The sequence below is a fragment of the Lactobacillus amylolyticus DSM 11664 genome, from assembly GCF_000178475.1.
Classification (GTDB): Bacteria; Bacillota; Bacilli; order Lactobacillales; family Lactobacillaceae; genus Lactobacillus; species Lactobacillus amylolyticus.
The window spans coordinates 69,302-88,289 of record NZ_ADNY01000013.1 but is presented as its reverse complement, the minus strand read 5'-3'; the positions used below and the strand labels follow the sequence as shown (position 1 = coordinate 88,289).

The 18,988-nt window shown below is 40.7% G+C and carries 14 protein-coding genes and 2 pseudogenes; 12 read left to right on the top strand and 4 right to left on the bottom strand.

What is annotated here, in order from left to right; genetic code table 11:
- Positions 1 to 10: 10 nt before the first annotated feature.
- Positions 11 to 1,004: pseudogene (gene galE / locus HMPREF0493_RS01885) on the bottom strand (UDP-glucose 4-epimerase GalE).
- 157 nt (positions 1,005 to 1,161) lie between these two features.
- Between galE and HMPREF0493_RS01880 the strand changes: the two are divergent.
- From HMPREF0493_RS01880 to HMPREF0493_RS01855, 6 genes are all read left to right on the top strand, one after another.
- Positions 1,162 to 2,160 carry a LacI family DNA-binding transcriptional regulator gene (locus HMPREF0493_RS01880; RefSeq protein ID WP_006351561.1) on the top strand — a complete coding sequence of 333 codons (999 nt, stop codon included), beginning with the start codon at positions 1,162 to 1,164 and terminating at the stop codon, positions 2,158 to 2,160.
- Between the two features lie 115 nt (positions 2,161 to 2,275).
- Positions 2,276 to 3,445 (top strand): galactokinase, encoded by a 1,170-nt coding sequence (locus HMPREF0493_RS01875; RefSeq protein WP_006351560.1) that lies wholly within the window; start codon positions 2,276 to 2,278, stop codon positions 3,443 to 3,445.
- Between the two features lie 20 nt (positions 3,446 to 3,465).
- Entirely contained in the window at positions 3,466 to 4,932 is a 1,467-nt protein-coding gene (locus tag HMPREF0493_RS01870) for a UDP-glucose--hexose-1-phosphate uridylyltransferase (RefSeq protein WP_006351559.1), read from the top strand.
- A 1-nt stretch (position 4,933) separates the two neighbouring features.
- A complete protein-coding gene (locus tag HMPREF0493_RS01865) occupies positions 4,934 to 5,920 on the top strand; it encodes an aldose epimerase family protein (RefSeq protein ID WP_040456894.1) in 987 nt (328 codons plus the stop codon).
- 89 nt (positions 5,921 to 6,009) lie between these two features.
- Complete coding sequence (locus HMPREF0493_RS01860) at positions 6,010 to 7,191, top strand: MFS transporter (protein ID WP_006351557.1); 1,182 nt, start codon at positions 6,010 to 6,012, stop codon at positions 7,189 to 7,191.
- A 12-nt stretch (positions 7,192 to 7,203) separates the two neighbouring features.
- Positions 7,204 to 7,605 (top strand): OsmC family protein, encoded by a 402-nt coding sequence (locus HMPREF0493_RS01855; protein WP_006351556.1) that lies wholly within the window; start codon positions 7,204 to 7,206, stop codon positions 7,603 to 7,605.
- Positions 7,606 to 7,633: 28 nt separating this feature from the next.
- Here the strand turns inward: HMPREF0493_RS01855 and HMPREF0493_RS08740 are convergent.
- The 3 genes and pseudogenes from HMPREF0493_RS08740 to pyrF form a co-directional block, all read right to left on the bottom strand.
- A pseudogene (locus tag HMPREF0493_RS08740) lies at positions 7,634 to 8,974 on the bottom strand (ClC family H(+)/Cl(-) exchange transporter).
- 86 nt (positions 8,975 to 9,060) lie between these two features.
- Complete coding sequence (gene pyrE, locus HMPREF0493_RS01840; RefSeq protein WP_040456891.1) at positions 9,061 to 9,687, bottom strand: orotate phosphoribosyltransferase; 627 nt, start codon at positions 9,685 to 9,687, stop codon at positions 9,061 to 9,063.
- Position 9,688: 1 nt separating this feature from the next.
- Positions 9,689 to 10,396, bottom strand: coding sequence for an orotidine-5'-phosphate decarboxylase (gene pyrF / locus HMPREF0493_RS01835; protein ID WP_006351552.1), 708 nt, complete (start codon positions 10,394 to 10,396; stop codon positions 9,689 to 9,691).
- Positions 10,397 to 10,660: 264 nt separating this feature from the next.
- On the opposite strand from pyrF, the gene HMPREF0493_RS01830 reads away from it, so the two are divergent.
- From HMPREF0493_RS01830 to carB, 6 genes are all read left to right on the top strand, one after another.
- A complete protein-coding gene (locus tag HMPREF0493_RS01830; RefSeq protein WP_040456889.1) occupies positions 10,661 to 11,584 on the top strand; it encodes a dihydroorotate dehydrogenase in 924 nt (307 codons plus the stop codon).
- A gap of 188 nt (positions 11,585 to 11,772) precedes the next feature.
- Positions 11,773 to 12,315 carry a bifunctional pyr operon transcriptional regulator/uracil phosphoribosyltransferase PyrR gene (gene pyrR, locus HMPREF0493_RS01825; protein ID WP_040456888.1) on the top strand — a complete coding sequence of 181 codons (543 nt, stop codon included), beginning with the start codon at positions 11,773 to 11,775 and terminating at the stop codon, positions 12,313 to 12,315.
- 133 nt (positions 12,316 to 12,448) lie between these two features.
- The gene (locus tag HMPREF0493_RS01820) at positions 12,449 to 13,405 is read left to right on the top strand and encodes an aspartate carbamoyltransferase catalytic subunit (RefSeq protein WP_006351549.1); all 957 of its coding nucleotides are present in this window, start codon (positions 12,449 to 12,451) and stop codon (positions 13,403 to 13,405) included.
- Positions 13,406 to 14,686 (top strand): dihydroorotase, encoded by a 1,281-nt coding sequence (locus HMPREF0493_RS01815; RefSeq protein ID WP_006351548.1) that lies wholly within the window; start codon positions 13,406 to 13,408, stop codon positions 14,684 to 14,686.
- Positions 14,679 to 15,770 carry a carbamoyl phosphate synthase small subunit gene (locus HMPREF0493_RS01810; RefSeq protein ID WP_006351547.1) on the top strand — a complete coding sequence of 364 codons (1,092 nt, stop codon included), beginning with the start codon at positions 14,679 to 14,681 and terminating at the stop codon, positions 15,768 to 15,770. The genes HMPREF0493_RS01815 and HMPREF0493_RS01810 overlap by 8 nt, the downstream gene beginning before the upstream one ends.
- The gene (gene carB / locus HMPREF0493_RS01805) at positions 15,763 to 18,945 is read left to right on the top strand and encodes a carbamoyl-phosphate synthase large subunit (protein WP_006351546.1); all 3,183 of its coding nucleotides are present in this window, start codon (positions 15,763 to 15,765) and stop codon (positions 18,943 to 18,945) included. Before HMPREF0493_RS01810 ends, carB begins: the two co-directional genes overlap by 8 nt.
- The last annotated feature ends 43 nt before the right edge of the window (positions 18,946 to 18,988 follow it).

Below are 18,988 nucleotides of genomic sequence, written 5' to 3'. Positions count from 1 at the left end.
GAAATATTTTTTACTTGTCTCCGTAACCCTTTGGGTGACTCTTATGCCAATTCCAAGCAGTTCTGATGACGTCATCGACGTTTTCATGCTTTGGTGACCAGCCCAAAATAGTTCTTGCTTTGGGTTGAATCGGCAACCAAGCTGTCTGGATCGCCGCCACGACGTGGACCCATTGTGTAAGGAATGTCGATGCCGGTAACTTTTTTAGTAGATTCCAAAATTTCAAGGTTGGAATAGCCATGAGCAGTACCCAAATTAAAGACATCTGACTTGTTGGTCTTCATTAAGTGCTTAAGAGCCAAAATGTGAGCATCGATTAAGTCTTCAACCTGAACGTAGTCACGGACGTTGGTGCCGTCCTTGGTGTTGTAATCATCACCAAAGATAGTGAACTTGCCATCGCCTGAAATTGCACTCTTTAAAATATTTGGAATAAGGTGAGTTTCTGGGGCGTGGTCTTCACCGATCGTTCCATCTTCAGCTGCACCAGCAACGTTGAAGTAACGAAGAGCAGTGTACTTAATACCGTCAGCTTTATCAGCCCAAGCCATGATCTTCTCCATCATCATCTTGGTTTCGCCATATGGGTTGATTGGATCAAGCGGCGTATCTTCAGTGATAGGCAGCTTCTTAGGAACCCCATAAGTTGCAGCACTGGATGAGAAAATCAAATATTTGGTACCAGCATCGTTCATTGCCCTTAATAGTGAAATCATGCCATTAACATTGTTGTCGTAATACTTAAGCGGCCTTTTAACTGATTCTGGAACAAGTGAGTAAGCAGCAAAGTGCATGACAGCATCAATTTTTTCATCACGCAAGATCTTGCTTACCAAAAAGGTATCTTCAATATCTCCTTGATAAAACTTGGCCTTTGGGTCAACCGCTTTTCTGTGGCCGGTGTATAAAGCATCAAGGACGACGACATCGTCTCCTTCAGCAACCAACTTCTTAACGGCATGCGAGCCAATATAGCCTGCACCACCGATAACTAAAACACGCATTTTCGTACTCCTTTTTTCAATTCAAAAATCGATTATAGTATATCACATGTTTAGCCAAAAAATAAACACATTTACTATTTTAATAAAATATTTACCATTTGGCGCTTTTCTTTGTATAATAGGATTATCGAAGATTTTCTAAAAAAGAGTGATTTTTATGGCAACAACAATTAAAGCAATCGCTGCTAAAGCAGGCTATTCTCAAGCAACGGTCTCGCGTCTCTTAAATAATGACCAAACTTTATCAGTCACCGCTGAGACGAAAAATAAAATCCTAAAAGTTGCAAATGAGCTGGGATATTGGCAGCAAGAAAAGAAAACGCCGATCAAACTGCCACTTGCTTTGCTTTATCGGGTTAACGGCGCTGAACACATTCAAGATGAATATTTTGCTTATTTGAAAAAGGCACTTGAGAATGTAATTAAAGAGAGAAAGCTGGAGCTGACAACCTTTACCAGCATCAAGGATTTAATTGCAAAAGCTGATTTGTATCAAGGCTTTCTCGGCGTAGGGACGGCTGAAATTACGGAAAAGGACTTGCAAAATCTGCACCAAGTTTTGGCAAATGGCGTGTTCATTGATATTAATCCTGCTCCGCAATTATTTGATTCCGTACAGCCTAATTTAGGGCTTGCCGTTGAAGATGCACTTGATCGTTTAACTCAAAAAGGCTACCAGAGAATTGCTTTTATTGGGGCTGAAAGTTTTAACTTAGATGGAGCTTCACAAAGGGATATTCGTGAAATCAGATTTCGTGAGACGGCGCGCTTGAAGAATATTAAAGAAGCAAAAGTTTTTGCGCAAGGAATCGTTAGCGTCAAAAATGGCTATCGGTTGTGTCGGAAAATGCTGCAGGAATGCAAGGATAATTTGCCAGAGGCACTGATTGTTTCGTCAGATACTTTGAGCGTTGGAGTATTGCAGGCTTTGAATGAAGCAGATGTTAAAGTGCCCCAAGATATTGCGATCATTAGTATTAACAATAACGATGTCAGTCAATACATGTCGCCGCCGTTAACTACTTATAACATTGATCAAACAGAAATGGGCAAATTGGCATTGGATATGCTTTTAGGCAGAATTCGTGATCCGCATCGCCCTAATTTGCACCTAGAGATGAATACCAATTTGATTGTCAGAAAGAGCTTTTATTAGAAGAGTAAGCAAAAGCTCTTTTTTATTTTAGCCAGTAAAAATATTTACTAATTTAGTAATAAGCTTTATACTAAATTTATGAAAACGATTGCAAAAATAAAATGAGGTATCAAAAATGAACAAAGAAGAATTACTAAAAGCTTATCAAGAAAAATTTGGTGAAAAAGGACAAGACATCTTTTTCTCACCAGGTAGAATCAATGTGATCGGCGAACACACCGATTACAATGGCGGTCACGTCTTTCCAGCTGCGATCAGTTTAGGAATCTATGGCGTCTATGGCCCACGCAAGGACAATAAAATTACCCTTTATTCAGGCAATGTCCATGGACCAGTAGTTGAATTTGACCTTGATGATGAAACGGTTGAAAAAGATGATCGCTTTTGGGCAAACTACTTTAAAGGGATGTTGACATACCTGCGCCAACGAAAAGATGGCGCAAAAATCAATCATGGTTTTAATCTTTATGTTAAAGCTAATTTGCCATCTGGTTCGGGTCTTTCATCTTCAGCTGCGATTGAAATGCTGATGGGAATCATTCTTAAAGAAGAATTCGACTTAGATATTGACCGCATTGCTTTAGCCAAATTGGGTCAAAAGACTGAAAACGAATTTGTTGGTTTGAACTCAGGAATTATGGATCAATTTGCCTGCATTATGGGCAAAAAAGACAGTGCTATTTTCCTTGATTGCAACACCATGGAATATGAATATAAGCCACTTAAATTGGGCGATTATGAAATCATTATTATGTCCACTAACAAACAGCATACTTTAGCTTCTTCCGCTTATAATGATCGGGTTGCTGAATGTCATGGCGCTTTGGAAAAGCTGCAAACCAAGTTGAAGATTAAGGCTTTGGGCGAACTGGATGATCACACCTTTGATGAATACAGCTACCTGATTAATGATGAGACTGAGTTGAAACGTGCCCGTCATGCTGTCAGTGAAAACGGCAGAACTTTAAGAGCCACCAAGGCCATGGAAGACAATGACTTAGCTAAGCTTGGTCGTTTGATCAATGCTTCTCACATTTCGCTTCATTACGACTACGAAGTAACTGGTAAAGAACTTGATACTTTAGCAGAAACAGCTTGGAAGCAACCTGGCGTACTTGGCGCAAGAATGATCGGTGGCGGCTTTGGCGGCTCTGCAATTGCAATTGTCAAGAAAGACCAAGCCGATGCCTTTAAGAAGAATGTTGGCAAAGTTTACCGCGACCGGATTGGCTATGATGCTAGTTTCTACGATGCAGAAATTGTTGACGGTACTAAAAAGATTTAAGTAAGAAAAGGACAAAGAATATGAAAGTTATTGAAAAATTTGCAGATGAAGTAATAGCTGCAGGTAGTTTTGAGCCACTTGATCGTGTTTATCTAATTAATAAAATCCGGGCTTTGGTTGGCGATCATGAAGAAGATGCAAGCAACAGCTTGCCAGCCGCAAAACAATTGGTTGACTTAGCCGTTAGAAATAAGAAGATTGCCGATGATCAAACTTCACGGGAAGTTTTAAACGATCAGCTCTATGATTTAATGACACCTGTTCCTTCAAGAGTAAATTATCTTTTCTGGCAAAAAATGCAGGAATCGTCAAAAGAGGCAACTTCCTGGTTCTATGACTTATGCGTCAGAAACAATTACGTAAAAAAAGAGGCTATTGCCAAAAATATTGTCTTTGACGGAACTGGCAAAAATGGCCACAAATTAGAAATTACGATTAATTTGTCCAAGCCTGAAAAAGATCCAAAGGCCATTGCAGCCGCCGCTCATGACACAGGCAAGAAGTATCCAAAATGTGCGCTTTGTCTTGAAAACGAAGGCTACTTAGGTGGCTACGGCAAGAATGCTCGTTCCAATTTGCGCATTATTCGCATGACGATCGCGGGCAAGCCATGGGGCTTTCAATATTCGCCATACGCTTATTTCAATGAGCACTGCATTTTTCTTGATCAAAAGCATGAACCAATGAAGATTAATGAACAAACTTTGATTAATCTGGTAGATATTGAAAAGCAGCTTCCAGAATATTTCGTTGGTTCAAATGCTGACCTGCCGATTGTGGGCGGTTCAATGCTGGCCCATGAGCACTATCAAGGCGGAAGACATGTCTTTCCAATGATGAAGGCAGCAATTAAGCAAAAAGTTGAATTTACTTCTTATCCCGATGTTGATGCTGGTATTGTCGATTGGCCGATGAGCGATTTGCGACTCAGCAGCGAAAATACTTCCGCATTAATTAATCTGGGTACGCAAATTATTAAAATTTGGGATCATTATGACGATGAAAAGCGCCAAATAAAAGCTTTCGTTGGTAAAACTCCGCACCATACAGTAACGCCGATCATGCACCGAGAAGGAGAAAAATTCGTACTTGATCTCGTTTTGCGGGACAACAATACAACTGATAAATATCCATTAGGAATTTTTCACCCACATCAAGATCTCTGGCATATTAAGAAAGAAAATATTGGTTTGATCGAAGTAATGGGGCGTGCAATTTTGCCAGGGCGGCTAAAGGCAGAGCTGGAAGAGGTTAAGAAGTATTGGCTTGGCGAGAGCAATGAGATGGCAGAGAGTCATTTAGCATGGGCCAAGGCAATTAAAGAAGAGCACAAGATTGATGCTGGAAATGTCGACCAAGTAATGCAACAAGCCGTATTGGATGTCTTTGAACGGGTTTTGCAAGATGCCGGAGTCTTTAAGAATGATGAAGATGGCGAGCAAGGCTGGGAATTGTTCATTAACGCATTAAAAGAGGATATTGATTAAAATGAAAACAAGCTTTAATAAATATGGCGTTTTGGCAGGTCATGATTTGTGCGAAATCACCTTAAGCAATGATCATAATATGAGCGTTAAAATTTTGAATTATGGCGCAACCTTGGAAAAGGTTTTGCTAAACGGTGAAGATATGATCTTATCGCTAGCTAAGCCAGAAGATTATTCAAAGGAACGCAACTTTTTAGGCGGGACGGTTGGCAGAATCTGTGGCCGTCTTCGTTTAGGCCAATGGCGACATGGTCAACAAATTTGGCAATTGCCGGTAAATGATGGCAAAAATCATATCCATGGTGGACATGGAACTGATATGGAAGTATGGCATTTTAAGCTGAGTGCTACGGAGCAAAGTGCTAGAGCAGATCTAACTTATTTTGATCCTGATGGGCATAACGGCTTTTTTGGCAATTTGAGGCTGCATGTTGTCTATGAACTCGATAATGAAAATAATTTACGCTATGAAATCAATTGCGTCAGTGATCAATTGACGGTTTTCAATCCAGCCAATCATACATACTTTAATTTAGGTGAAAGTGCCAAAGAGCTTAACCTGCAAATGAATGCCGATTATTATTTGCCGGTCGGTGCTGATGGTTTGCCAACAAGCGGAATGGCAAAAGTTGCAGGAACTGCGTTTGATTTTACCAAAGGTAAAAGGGTCAAAGAGGCCTTGGACTCTGATGATGAGCAAATCAAGCTGCGTAACGGCCTCGATCATCCGTTTATTTTGAATGGCAATCAGCCGGCTGTTGTTTTACGCGGACAAAAGCATACGATGACAATGACGACTAATGCGCCGGCTGTTGTGATTTATACGGCAAACCACTTTAATCATCAAGGCCTAACTGCTGCCTATGGAGCTTATGATGGCATCACTTTTGAAGCACAATGTCCACCTGCATCAGGTACCGACTTAAGCGAAATTACGCTTTTGCCGTTTGAACATTACCAAAGAAAAATTTGCTGGAATTTTGAGTAATGCAAAAAATAGTTTGAATCGCTTGATTCAAACTATTTTTTTCTTTCGTGCTAAAATTGAATTAGTTCGGAGATAAAGAGGCACTTATTTTGACGCAGAAAAAATCAATTTATACTAAAGATGTCATTTTAGTCATGGCAGCTTCGTTCTTTTTCATGTTTGGCACGATGTTTATCAATCCGTTAATCAATGGCTATGCCAAAGATTTGGGTGCTAATTCTGCTTTTGCAGGTCTAATCGTTGGCATTATGAGTATTGCCGCGATGTTTTTGCGACCAATTGCGGGAAATTTAACTGATCATTTTTCTAAATATCGCTTATCGCTAATCGGCGGCATTTTGATTTTCATTGGGATTGTGGGCTACATTCTAACGCCAGCAAGTCAATGGCTGCTTTTGTTTCGTTTAATCAACGGGACCGGCTACGTTCTTTGCACCGTTTGCATGACAACCTGGCTGGCTTTTCTGGTTCCAAGAGAGCATGTCGGTGAAGCGATGGGCTTTTATGGCCTAATGAATGCGTTAGCGATGGCATTAGCACCAGCTATTTCGATCAATCTTTATCAAAAAATCGGTTATCGTGAGGCCATCATTATTGCGGCTGTTTCAGCATTATTAATGATCATTGCGATTCAGTTCGTGGGTGATCATGCTTTGCCAAGAAAAAAGACTAAGCCCCAGACGCAGAAAAAGCATGGCTTTAAAATTATTGAGATGAATGCTTTGCCAGTCGCAATTCTAACTACTTTATTTGCCTTGCCATATTTTTCAACGCAGGCGGACATTGTAACTTATGTCGAGCAAAAACACTTAAACGTAGCAGTGGGATCCTACTTCCTAATTTATGCCGTAGTTTTGTTGGTCATCAGAATCAGTTTAAAAAATCTCTTTGATACCGTTCGTTTTGGCATTTGGTTTTGGATCAGTACAATTGCGACCGTGCTTTATTTGCTTTTATTAACAGTCATGGACAACAACTGGCAAATGGCACTAGCTGCTGCAGGAATGGCAGTTGGCTATGGCGTCATCTATTCAGTGCTTCAGGCCACAGCGCTTTTGCTGGCACCGATCAGCGAACAGGGGCTGGCTAGTTCGACATTTTATCTCGGCCTCGATATCGGCATGGCTTTTGGTCCGATTTTGAGTGGAATAGTTGACAGTCTTTTACCAATTACCTGGTTTTATCCAGTAGAGTTGATCATTATTCCATTGGCAATTCTGATTTACGCTTTTTATCATCAACGTTTGAACAAGGCGATTGAACAACATTAAAAGGAGACAACAATGAGCAAATACCAAGTTAATACGCGTGTAGGCGAGCAAGAATGGCAATTGATCAATCAGGCTCGCAATTATAAATTTATTTGTGATACGGTTGAGAAAAACGCAGGTCCTAATCCTGTGGAATATTTAACAGGTGCGGTTAATTCTTGCATTGCCATGTCAGCTGCGATGATTATCAAGTCCCATAAACTGGATGTAAAAGATTTTCAAGTTAAAACTACGACCATTACAGAGGACTTAGGCCATGGCAAAAGCGATGTTGCAGCCATGAAAATTAGAATTTCATTTGAAAGCTCAATGAGCAATGAAGAAAAAGAAAAGTTTCTTGATCACGTATTGCATGTTTCAACAGTTTACCAAACTGTTCAAAAAGAAGTGATGATGGACGTCAAATTGGCATAAAAAAAGCTGAGCTTTTGCTCAGCTTTTTTTATTTTTGCTTAAAATTCATTTGAATGCGCAAGGCTTCGTAAATCGGCCGACCGCCTAATAAATCAAGAACATAATAAGCGATAAAGACCGTGATCACCATCGGCAAGACCTGATGGATGCTACCGACCATTTCAGTCAATAAAATAATTGCTGTGATTGGTGCTTTTTCAATTGCTCCGAAATAAGCCGCCATTGAAATGATGATGATATGTGGATAATAAGTGCTGGTAATGATCCCATTGTGAATTAACAGATTAGCAAAAATTACTCCTAATAATGCACCCAGAACCAGAATTGGCATGAAAATTCCGCCAGGTACGGAGGAGCCATAAGACAGCATTGAGAAGGCAAAGCGAACCAAGAAAATGACAATCGGCACCAAAATAAAAGTTAAGGAACCAGTCGAAAATTTGGCTTCAAATTCTTGATTGAACAAGCTAGTGATCAAAACATGCGAGCCGCCAAGCAGACGTGCATTCCAAAGCCCAATTGGAATAATGAGCAGAAGTGGAATGATGTTTTGATATTTTCTAGGGATGAACTTGATTTTGGCAAAAAGCGGTCTTAATGACAAAATAACGAATTGGTATACATATGCTAGAAATCCAAGCACGATACCAATTAAGGGCAAGGTCCAATATGCGTTTAAAGGCAAGTTGCCATGAACGGGTAAAAATAAACAAGGTTTAGTTCCAAAGAAAAGCAGGGTAACCAAATCAGCAGAGAAGCTTGCAATTAATGCGGAAATGACATTTACTGCTTTAAATTTGAAGGTAATTTCTTCCACTAAGAAAAAAACACCGGCCTAGCGGTGCACTAAAAGCAGCAGACAAACCAGCAGCAACGCAGCTTTGCTGGAGACGGCGTTTTTCTTTCAAATCAGATTGAAAAACTGCTTCAGCATAGCCCTGACCAACCATTGCACCCATTTCGATACATGGGCCTTCGCGCCCAAGCATTAAACCGGGACAGATTGCAAGCAAACCGCCAATAAATTTGCGCCATAGAATTGACCACCATGGCATTTCGTTTTCATTTAAGAAAACGGCTTCGATTTGCGGTACGCCAGAACCAACGAGGTTGCCGATATATGGTCCAATAATTTCGCCAAGAACAAAACTGATTAGCAGCATCAGCAAAATGTAGGGCAAAAGCAAAACATTATTGGCAGCATTTGGGGATAAATGTGATCTAATAGTGCCATCGTTTGATCGATAATCCAGCGAAAGATGCTAACAATTAATCCGGTCGTAACGCCGACGCACAATCCCCGCGCCATGATGTTGCTTAATTCTGGATTGAGTGGTTTGTGTAAAATTTCTTGCGCTTTTTTAACCATGTCTTACACTTTCTAAATTTGATATAGTTATATCCTAGCATTTTTGCATAAAAAAAAGACAGGGCCGCCCCTGTCTTTTTAAACTTCTAATTCTTCCAATGCCATGGATCTTCATGCCAATGGCGCAAAACTTCGTATTGATCAGCACTGATATGACCGGATTTCTTTTCTTTTTTAAGCAGTTCAGGATAAGAAAGAAGTGGTGCGTATTTTACATTTGCTTTGGCAAAATTTTCTTTTGCGTCAGGCAGATAGTAGGTAAAAATTGAAGAAACGCCGCAAACTTGACCGCCATCTTTTTGCGTTGCCTGAACAGCATTGAGAACTGAACCACCAGTTGTAATCAAGTCATCAATTAAGACAACTTGATCGTCTTTGCTAAAACGACCCTCGATTTGACGACCTCTGCCGTGATCTTTTGGCTTTGGACGAACGTAAATCATTGGCAAATGCAATTTTTCGGCAACTAATGCGGCGTGAGGAATACCTGCAGTTGCTACGCCGCCAATAATGGTTGCTTCTGGAAATTCTTTTTTAATCAAGGTTGCTAAGTCGCTTGCAATCATGTCTCTTAAATCTGGATAGGAGATCGTCAAGCGCAAGTCGGTATAAATTGGCGAGTGCATGCCACTTGCATAGGTAAAAGGCTTATCAGGCGAAATGGTAATAATTTTATTTGCAATTAAGGCAGAAATAATTTGATCTTGATGCATTTTAATTAAACTCCTTTTTAATAGCTTCATAGGCAGCTTGTGGATCACTAGCTAAGGTAATCGGTCGTCCGACTACGATTGCGCTTGAACCGAATTTTCTTGCTTCTTGCGGGGTAGCGGTTCTTGCTTGATCATCGCTGCCGCTGGTTTTTGGTCTGATTCCTGGCGTGACGAAGAGAAAATTCCCTGTAATTTTTTGATGCAGTTCCTTAACTTCAAGCGGTGAACAAATGATGCCATCTGCACCAGCTTTCTGAGCCATGCTTGCTAGTGAGAGCACTTGTTCATTCATTGGCAGTGCACAGTGCTGTTCATTTGTTAAAACTTGGTCTGAAATCGAGGTCAATTCTGTTACGGCAAGCAGTTTCGGTACGCTTCGTCCAGCTGGCGTCCCTTCTATTAAGCCATCTTTGGCAGCCTTGATCATTTGACTGCCACCTAAAGCATGAACGGTAGTATATTCAATTCCTAAATGAGCTAATTGTTTAGCGGCACTATAGACGGTATTGGGAATATCGTGCAGTTTAAGATCAAGAAAAATGTGATAGCCTTTGTCAGCTAGTTCTTTTACAATTGCTGGTCCTTCATGATAAAACAACTCCATTCCAACTTTGATCGTAGTGTCTTGCGGCTTGCCTAAGGAAGCAAGCAAGCTGTCAAGTTTAGTTTTGCTGTCAACGTCAAGAGCAACGAATACTGGTTTTGCCATTTTTCCTCCACATAGAAAAAAGCCTATACTGGCACAGAGAAAATGCACAAGTATAGACTTGTTCTAGGTAAATTTAAGTCATTTTGTTAACTTGCGGTCTCTCTGTACCGTTTAAAGTTTGCTTGAAGTGAGTTTACCACCTAGCAAAATAAAAAACAACCGAAAATTTAATTTGAAAAAATAAAAAATCCGTGTAGAATTTTTCTTCGAAAAGTTATCAGAAATAAAAGAATGACAGTGAGCATTCATTTTTGGAGGAAAAATATGACGAATATTCATGTTGCTTTGCCAGGTCTAGCCTTAAAAAATCCATTGATGCCAGCCAGCGGTACTTTTGGTTTTGGCGATGTTCCTGCAGCTAATAAATTTGATTTGAACAAATTAGGGGCAATGGTCATCAAAACCACGACTCCACAAGCAACAACAGGAAATCCGCAGCCACAAATTGCTGTTTTGGACGATGGCGTTTTGAATTCAGTTGGTTTGACCAATCCTGGAGTAGATGCAGTTATTAGTGACAAATTGACCAAATTCAGAAAGAAATATCCAGAATTGCCAATCATGGCAAGTGTCGGTGGCGACGATGAAGCAGGCTATGTCGAAGTTGCACGCAAATTATCTGCTTCTGGCTTAGTCAATACTTTGGAAATCAACGTTTCTTGCCCTAATGTAGCAAGAGGCGGCATGAGTTTTGGCGTTCACCCTGATGTGATTGAAGATTTAACCAAAAAAATTAAGGATGTAGTGAATATCCCAATCTATGTGAAATTGACGCCTAATGTAACGGATATTGTTGAAATTGCAAAAGCCGCCCAAGCTGGTGGTGCAGATGGTATTTCAATGATTAATACTGTTTTAGGGATGGAAATCGATCTTAAAAGCAGAAAACCGGTCTTAGGCCACAATATGGGTGGTTTTTCTGGTCATGCAATTAAGCCAATCGCTATTCGCATGATTGCTCAAGTTCATCAAGCAGTTGATTTGCCAATCATTGGGATGGGCGGCATTGAAACTGCTGAGGATGTGGTTGAATTCTTCTTAGCTGGCGCCAGTGCAGTTGCAGTGGGTACGGCGCATTTCCATGATGCTTTAGCTTGTCCGCATATTGCGCAAGCATTGCCAGATTTGCTTAAAAAATTGCATGTTGACGATATCAATGATTTAGTAGGCCAAGTTGAGTTTAATTAAAGAAAATTATAAAAATAATTGACAAAATGTGCTGGTACAAGTATATTTAAGTCAATCAATGTCCTTTTAAATTAGTCCCGTGAGGCTAGTAAAGTGGCGCGTTTAAAGTTGAATGCAACTTTATCAGTGAAGCTCCTAGTCTAACTAGATTAGGAGCTTTTTTCATGGGCATTTTCAGGGAGGAAAATATGACCAAAAAGATTTGGGATGAACTCGCAATCAAGCGTGCTTTAACAAGAATTACTTATGAAATAATTGAGCGCAATAAAGGAACCGAGGATTTAGTTCTTGTCGGAATTAAAACGCGGGGCATTTATTTGGCACAAAGGATTCATGATCGCATTCAAAAGCTTGAAGGAGTAGATGTTCCTGTTGGTCAGCTTGATATTACTTTATATCGTGATGATCGGCATGATGCTTCTCTTAAGCAGGATCCGGTAGTTAATTCTGATCAAGTTGGCGTTCAAATCAACGATAAGCATGTTGTCTTGATTGATGATGTCATTTATACCGGACGCACGATCCGGGCTGCGATGGATGCTTTGATGGCGAAAGGTCGTCCTAGTTCAATTGCAGTCGCAGTTTTGGTTGACCGTGGTCATCGCGAGCTGCCGATTAGAGCGGATTTTGTCGGTAAAAATATTCCAACTTCTGAAGATGAACAAGTTGCCGTTCACGTTAAGGAAATTGATCAAAATGATGAAGTAGTCTTAAAAGCACTACCTAAATAATCTTAATTTAAAGTAATCAACCATTTAATTGACTCCAGAGAGGGCCAGAACAGTTGTGTCTTTTTAGCACACCGAAAAACTGTAGCCTGGAGTCAATTGACTTCGGGCTTTTTGTTTTGGTAAAGGTGGAAAAATGGAAAATTTAAATCTTGTTAGTTTAAAGAATTTTGTCAGTGTTGAAAATCTTAAACAAGAAGAAGTTACCAGTTTAATTAAACGGGCTGAATATTTTAAGCAGGGTGGAGCGGTTCCTAATTTAACCAATCCAGTTTACGTAACGAACATGTTTTTTGAGGATTCAAGTCGGACGCATACCAGTTTTGAGATGGCTGAAAGAAAGCTGGGATTGACGGTTATTCCTTTTGATCCAGCTCACTCATCAGTTAATAAAGGTGAAACTCTATATGATACTTCATTAATTATGAATGCTTTGGGTGTCAACTTAGAAGTCATTCGGCACTCGCAAAACGAATACTATGAAGATTTGATTCATCCAAAATCCTATCAACATTTGAACATCGGCGTTGTTAACGCAGGTGACGGCAGCGGTCAGCACCCATCTCAATGCATGCTTGATATGATGACGATTCATGAACATTTCGGCCATATTAAAGGACTTAAGGTTGCTATCGTCGGTGATATCACTAATTCTAGAGTTGCCAAAAGCAATATGGAACTTTTGACCAGACTTGGTGCCAAGGTTTACTTCTCAGGCCCAGATTACTGGTATGACCACGCTTATGACAAGTACGGTGAATTCAAGCCAATCGATGAATTGGTCCCTGAAATGGACGTCATGATGTTGCTTAGAGTACAACATGAACGCCACGCTGGTGATCCAAACGAAAAGACTTTCAGTGCAGAAAGCTATCATGAAAAGTATGGCATCAATCAAAAGCGTTATGACGAATTGAAACCAGACACAATCATCATGCACCCAGGTCCAATCAACCATGGTGTTGAGCTTGATGGCAAATTAGTTGAAGCGCCTAAGTGCATGTTCTTCAGACAAATGCAAAATGGCGTCTTCATGAGAATGGCAATGCTTGAAGCGGTAATTCGCGGCCGCAAGTTAGGAGGACTCGAATAAATGACGACAGTAATCAAGAACGGAACGGTTTATCAAAATGGCCGTTTGCTTCAAGCAGATGTTTTAATTGAAAAAAACAAAGTTAAAGCAATCGGGCAAGATTTAACCGGTGACCATGTAATCGATGCTTCAGGCAAACTAGTGAGTCCAGGTCTCGTTGATGTTCACGTTCATTACCGTGATCCTGGTCAAACCTATAAAGAAGATATTCATACCGGTAGTTCAGCTGCTGCTCATGGCGGTTTTACTACTGTTGGGGCCATGCCAAACGTTACACCGGTTCCTAACACTCCCGATCTGATCAAAAAGATGATCGCCGAAAATAAGAAAAAAGGCGTTGTGCATATTTTGCAGTATGCACCGGTCACGGTTGATCAAACCAGTGACGAAATTCCGGACTACTCTGCCTTAAAACAAGCTGGTGCTTTTGCCTTAAGCAATGACGGTCATGGCATTCAAAGCGCGCAGACAATGTATCTGGCAATGCAGAAGGCTAAAGAAAACAATTTGATCATCGCAAGTCACTGCCAAGATAATGCTTTATATCAAAATGGCGTCATTAATGAAGGCGAAAAAGCCAAAGAATTGAATTTGCCGCCAATTACGGAATTGGCTGAAACTACGCAAATTGCGCGTGATTTGCTTTTAGCACAAAAAACGGGCTGCCACTATCACATCTGCCACGTTTCAACAGCAACTAGCGTTGATTTGGTTCGCATTGCCAAAGCACGCGGAATCAATGTTACTTGTGAAGTTGCACCGCACTACTTGCTGTTAACGGACAGCGATATTCCAAGCGACAACCCATACTTTAAGATGAATCCGCCATTACGATCCAAAGAGGATCAAGCAGCCTTAGTAGGTGGTCTGCTGGATGGTACAATTGATTTTATTGCCACTGATCATGCCCCACATGCTAAAAGCGAAAAAGAAGGTAGCTTCCGCAACGCTGCTTTTGGCATCACCGGCAGCGAAACAGCATTTTCAACTTTATACACTAAGTACGTTAAGACGGGCATTATTAAATTGGGAAAATTGCTAAGTTTAATGAGCGATGTGCCAGCTGATAAATTTGGTCTCAAGAATTGTGGTCATTTGGAGGCTGGAGCTGAAGCTGATATTGCAATTTTTGACTTAAAGCATGAAGCAGAAATCAAGGAAGAAGATTACTTGTCCAAAGGCGTCAATTCACCATTTACCGGCGAAAAAGTCTATGGTCAAACAGTCATGACAATCGTCAGCGGTAAGGTAGTTTACGAGCGGGGTGAAGAAAATGAGTAAGAAATACTTAATTTTAGAAGATGGCTCAATTTATGAAGGCGAAAGTTTCGGTGCTAATACAGAAACAGTCGGTGAAGTTGTTTTCACAACTGGGATGACCGGCTATCAAGAAGCAATTACCGATCAATCATATGCTGATCAAATTTTGGTATTTACTAATCCATTGATCGGCAACTACGGTATTACTTTAGCCGACTATGAGTCACTTGAACCTGGCATTAAAGGCGTAATATGTCACCAAGTTGCGCGGCATCCTACCAACTGGAGAATGCAAACAACTTTGCCGAAGTTCTTGGAGCATTTGAATATTCCAGGCATTCAAGGAATTGATACGCGAGAATTGGTTAAAAAGCTGCGGGTCCACGGAACTTTGCGCGGCAAGATCGCCGCTTCTAAAGATGATGCTGAAAAAATTACAGCAGACTTAAAGCAAAAGCAGGTTACCAAAGGCGTTATCAGTCGGGTTTCAACCAAAACGCCATATCCTGTTCCCGGTTCTAAGCGCAATATTGTGGTAATTGATTTTGGAATCAAGCACAGTATTTTAAGAGAATTGGCTAAGCGCGACTGCAACTGTATCGTCTTACCGTATACGGCAACGGCTAAGCAGGTTTTAGGTCTTCATCCAGATGGCGTGCTTTTATCTAACGGTCCTGGTGACCCAGAAGAAATGATTGAGGCCACTAAGATGGTTCGGAAAGTAGAAAAGCATGTTCCACTGATGGGAATTTGTATGGGTCACCAAGTATTTGCCTTGGCTAACGGTGCTAAAACATACAAGATGAAATTCGGCCACCGTGGTTTTAACCATCCGGTAAGAGAAATTGCAACAGGCAATATTGGTTTTACTTCGCAAAACCATGGTTATGCAGTAGCCGCTGATTCAGTTGATAAAGACAATTTGATGATTACCCACGTTGAAGTAAACGATGGAACAGTTGAGGGATTGCGTCACAAGAAATATCCTGCATTTTCAGTTCAATTCCACCCAGACGCCACGCCTGGTCCTCACGATGAAGATTCATTGTTTGATGACTTTATGTCAATGATTGATCAAAGAAAGGAAGAAAAGCGTCATGCCTAAGAGAAAAGATATTCATAAAATTATGGTGATCGGTTCTGGTCCAATCATTATTGGTCAAGCCGCTGAATTTGACTATTCAGGTACTCAGGCATGTTTAGCCTTGCGTGAAGAAGGTTATGAAGTAGTTTTGGTAAACTCTAATCCAGCTACAATCATGACTGATACAACCATTGCCGATAAAGTTTATATCGAACCACTGACAGTTGAATCTGTTTCTAGAATTATTCGCCAAGAATATCCAGATGCAATTTTGCCAACTCTTGGTGGCCAAGTTGGATTAAACATGGCTTTGGCTCTTTCAAAAACTGGCATCTTGGATGAGTTGCATATTGAACTTTTGGGAACAAAGCTTGATTCAATTGAACAAGCCGAAGATCGTGAAAAGTTCAAGGAATTGTGTAAGAGTTTAGGCGAACCAGTTCCACCATCATTGACTGTTCACCATGTTCAAGAAGCTTTGGATTTTGCCGATAAGATCGGTTATCCGATTATCGTTCGTCCAGCCTTTACGATGGGTGGTACCGGTGGTGGTATCTGTAAGAATAGAGAAGAATTGGCTCGTATTTGTAAAAATGGGTTGGAACTTTCACCAGTTACTGAATGTTTGATTGAACAATCAATTGCTGGTTATAAAGAAGTCGAGTTCGAAGTAATGCGCGACAGTCACGATAATGCAATGATTGTCTGCTGTATGGAAAACTTTGATCCGGTTGGTATTCACACGGGGGATTCAATTGTCTTCTCACCGTCACAAACTTTATCTGATAAGGAATACCAAATGCTCAGAGACTGTTCATTGCGTTTAATCAGAGCGCTTAAGATCGAGGGTGGCTGCAACGTTCAGCTTGCCTTGGATCCTAACAGTTTCAATTACGACGTAATTGAAGTTAACCCAAGAGTTTCTCGTTCTTCAGCCTTGGCTTCAAAGGCAACTGGTTATCCAATTGCTAAGATGGCAGCTAAGATCGCTGTTGGGATGACTTTGGATGAAATCAAGAATCCAGTTACGGGTACTACTTATGCAGAATTTGAACCAGCTTTGGACTATGTTGTCTGCAAGATTCCACGCTGGCCATTTGATAAATTCCCAAAGGCAGATCGTGTATTGGGTACGCAAATGAAGGCCACTGGTGAAGTAATGGCTATCGGTCGTACTGCTGAAGAAGCCTTTCAAAAGGCAGTCAGATCGCTTGAAATTGATGAAAAAGACTTGTATTCACCTGAAGCACATGCTGCAAGCGATGATCAGCTGGAAACCAAGCTGGTTAAGGCGCAAGATAATCGACTTTTCTACTTGGCTGAAGCATTCAGAAGAGGCTACAGTGTTGAAGATGTTCACGAACTAACTAAGATCAACTTCTACTTCTTGGATATCGTTAGGCATATGGTCGAGATGGAAAAGACCTTGGAACATCATGAAGATGATGTTGAAGTTTTGAGAACCGCTAAGAAGTATGGCTTTTCTGATCAGACAATTGCCAATTTATGGGATGAAGATGTCGATGATGTCAGAAATTTGCGGAAAGAAAATGGCATTATTCCGGTTTATAAGATGGTTGATACCTGTGCTGCCGAATTTGAATCAAAAACGCCATATTTCTACTCAACTTATGATGGTGAAAATGAAAGTCATAAGACAGGCAAAAAGTCAGTTTTGGTTATTGGTTCTGGCCCAATCAGAATTGGTCAGGGTGTTGAATTTGATTACGCCACTGTTCACTGTGTTAAGGCTTTGCAAAAGATGGGCTATGAAGCAATTGTTATTAACTCTAACCCCGAAACGGTTTCTACTGACTTCTCAATTTCTGATAAGCTTTACTTTGAACCATTAACTCTTGAAGATGTATTGAACGTTTGCGACTTGGAAAAGCCAGGAGGCGTAATTGTTCAATTCGGTGGTCAAACTTCAATAAACTTGGCTGCCGGTCTTGAAAAACACGGCATTAAGATTTTGGGTACCAAGGTTAAAGATGTTAACCGTGCTGAAGACCGTGAATTGTTCGATGAAATCATTAAGGATCTTCATTTGAATCAACCAAAAGGCCTTACTGCAACAACGCATGAAGGCGTACTTGAAGCAGCAGATCGCTTAGGCTACCCAGTTTTGGTTCGTCCATCCTATGTTTTAGGTGGGAAGGCAATGGAAATTGTCTACAGCAAGGACGAACTTGAAGAATACTTGCATGACCACGTTGATATCGCAGCCGACCACCCAATTTTGGTTGACGATTATCTTGATGGTCGCGAATGTGATGTTGATGCCATCTGTGACGGCAAGACGGTTCTTTTGCCAGGAATTATGGAACATATTGAACATGCCGGCGTTCACTCAGGTGACTCAATGGCCGTTTACCCACCACAAACCTTTACTGATGAAGTGAAAGAAAAGATTACCGATGTCACTAGAAAGTTGGCTTTGAAACTCAACTGTATCGGTATTATGAATATTCAGTTTATCGTCCGTGACGGTCAAGTTTATGTCATCGAAGTTAACCCAAGAGCTTCAAGAACGGTACCATTCTTAAGCAAGATTACGGGGATTGAAATGGCCCAAGTTGCTTCACGCGTAATTATGGGTGAAAATTTGACCGAGCAAGGCTATAAAGATGGTTTGGCACCGGAGCCTGAAATGATCAGTGTTAAGGCCCCAGTCTTCAGCTTCAGCAAATTAGCCGATATTGATTCTTACCTTGGACCTGAAATGAAATCTACTGGTGAAGTTATGGGCTCTGACCATACCTTTGCGAAAGCTTTGTTCAAGGCCTTTGCAGGAGCTAAAATGAAATTGCCTGAATATGGCAACGTGCTTTTAACCATTGAAGATCGTGACAAACAAGCTATTTTGCCTATTGCTAAGAGATTTGCTCGAATCGGCTATAGAATTTTCGCAACCAAAGGTACGGCAGAATTCTTACGTGACAAAGGTTTGCATGTGGAATTAGTTTCTAAGGTTCATGAAAATGGCGATAACAACATTTTGAGCGAACTCAAGCAAGAGAAGATTGATTTGGTGATCAACACGATGGGCCATGATTTGGAAAAGAATTCTGATGGTTTCATCATTCGGCAAACTGCAATTCAACAAAACATTCCATTGCTGACGGCATTAGATACTGCTGATGCGCTTTTGACAGCACTTGAAAATCGTTCATTTGCGACTGAAAGTTTGGATTAATAATTAAATATTTGAAATAAAAAAAGTGTTAGTTTATGACTAA

What these genes read in the sequence shown, in the direction of transcription:
- HMPREF0493_RS01880 (WP_006351561.1), top strand. Translation starts at nt 1,162, where the DNA reads ATGGCAACAACAATTAAAGCAATCGCTGCTAAAGCAGGCTATTCTCAA.
- HMPREF0493_RS01875 (WP_006351560.1), top strand. Translation starts at nt 2,276, where the DNA reads ATGAACAAAGAAGAATTACTAAAAGCTTATCAAGAAAAATTTGGTGAA.
- HMPREF0493_RS01870 (WP_006351559.1), top strand. Translation starts at nt 3,466, where the DNA reads ATGAAAGTTATTGAAAAATTTGCAGATGAAGTAATAGCTGCAGGTAGT.
- HMPREF0493_RS01865 (WP_040456894.1), top strand. Translation starts at nt 4,934, where the DNA reads ATGAAAACAAGCTTTAATAAATATGGCGTTTTGGCAGGTCATGATTTG.
- HMPREF0493_RS01855 (WP_006351556.1), top strand. Translation starts at nt 7,204, where the DNA reads ATGAGCAAATACCAAGTTAATACGCGTGTAGGCGAGCAAGAATGGCAA.
- pyrE (WP_040456891.1), bottom strand. Translation starts at nt 9,687, where the DNA reads ATGCATCAAGATCAAATTATTTCTGCCTTAATTGCAAATAAAATTATT.
- pyrF (WP_006351552.1), bottom strand. Translation starts at nt 10,396, where the DNA reads ATGGCAAAACCAGTATTCGTTGCTCTTGACGTTGACAGCAAAACTAAA.
- HMPREF0493_RS01830 (WP_040456889.1), top strand. Translation starts at nt 10,661, where the DNA reads ATGACGAATATTCATGTTGCTTTGCCAGGTCTAGCCTTAAAAAATCCA.
- pyrR (WP_040456888.1), top strand. Translation starts at nt 11,773, where the DNA reads ATGACCAAAAAGATTTGGGATGAACTCGCAATCAAGCGTGCTTTAACA.
- HMPREF0493_RS01820 (WP_006351549.1), top strand. Translation starts at nt 12,449, where the DNA reads ATGGAAAATTTAAATCTTGTTAGTTTAAAGAATTTTGTCAGTGTTGAA.
- HMPREF0493_RS01815 (WP_006351548.1), top strand. Translation starts at nt 13,406, where the DNA reads ATGACGACAGTAATCAAGAACGGAACGGTTTATCAAAATGGCCGTTTG.
- HMPREF0493_RS01810 (WP_006351547.1), top strand. Translation starts at nt 14,679, where the DNA reads ATGAGTAAGAAATACTTAATTTTAGAAGATGGCTCAATTTATGAAGGC.
- carB (WP_006351546.1), top strand. Translation starts at nt 15,763, where the DNA reads ATGCCTAAGAGAAAAGATATTCATAAAATTATGGTGATCGGTTCTGGT.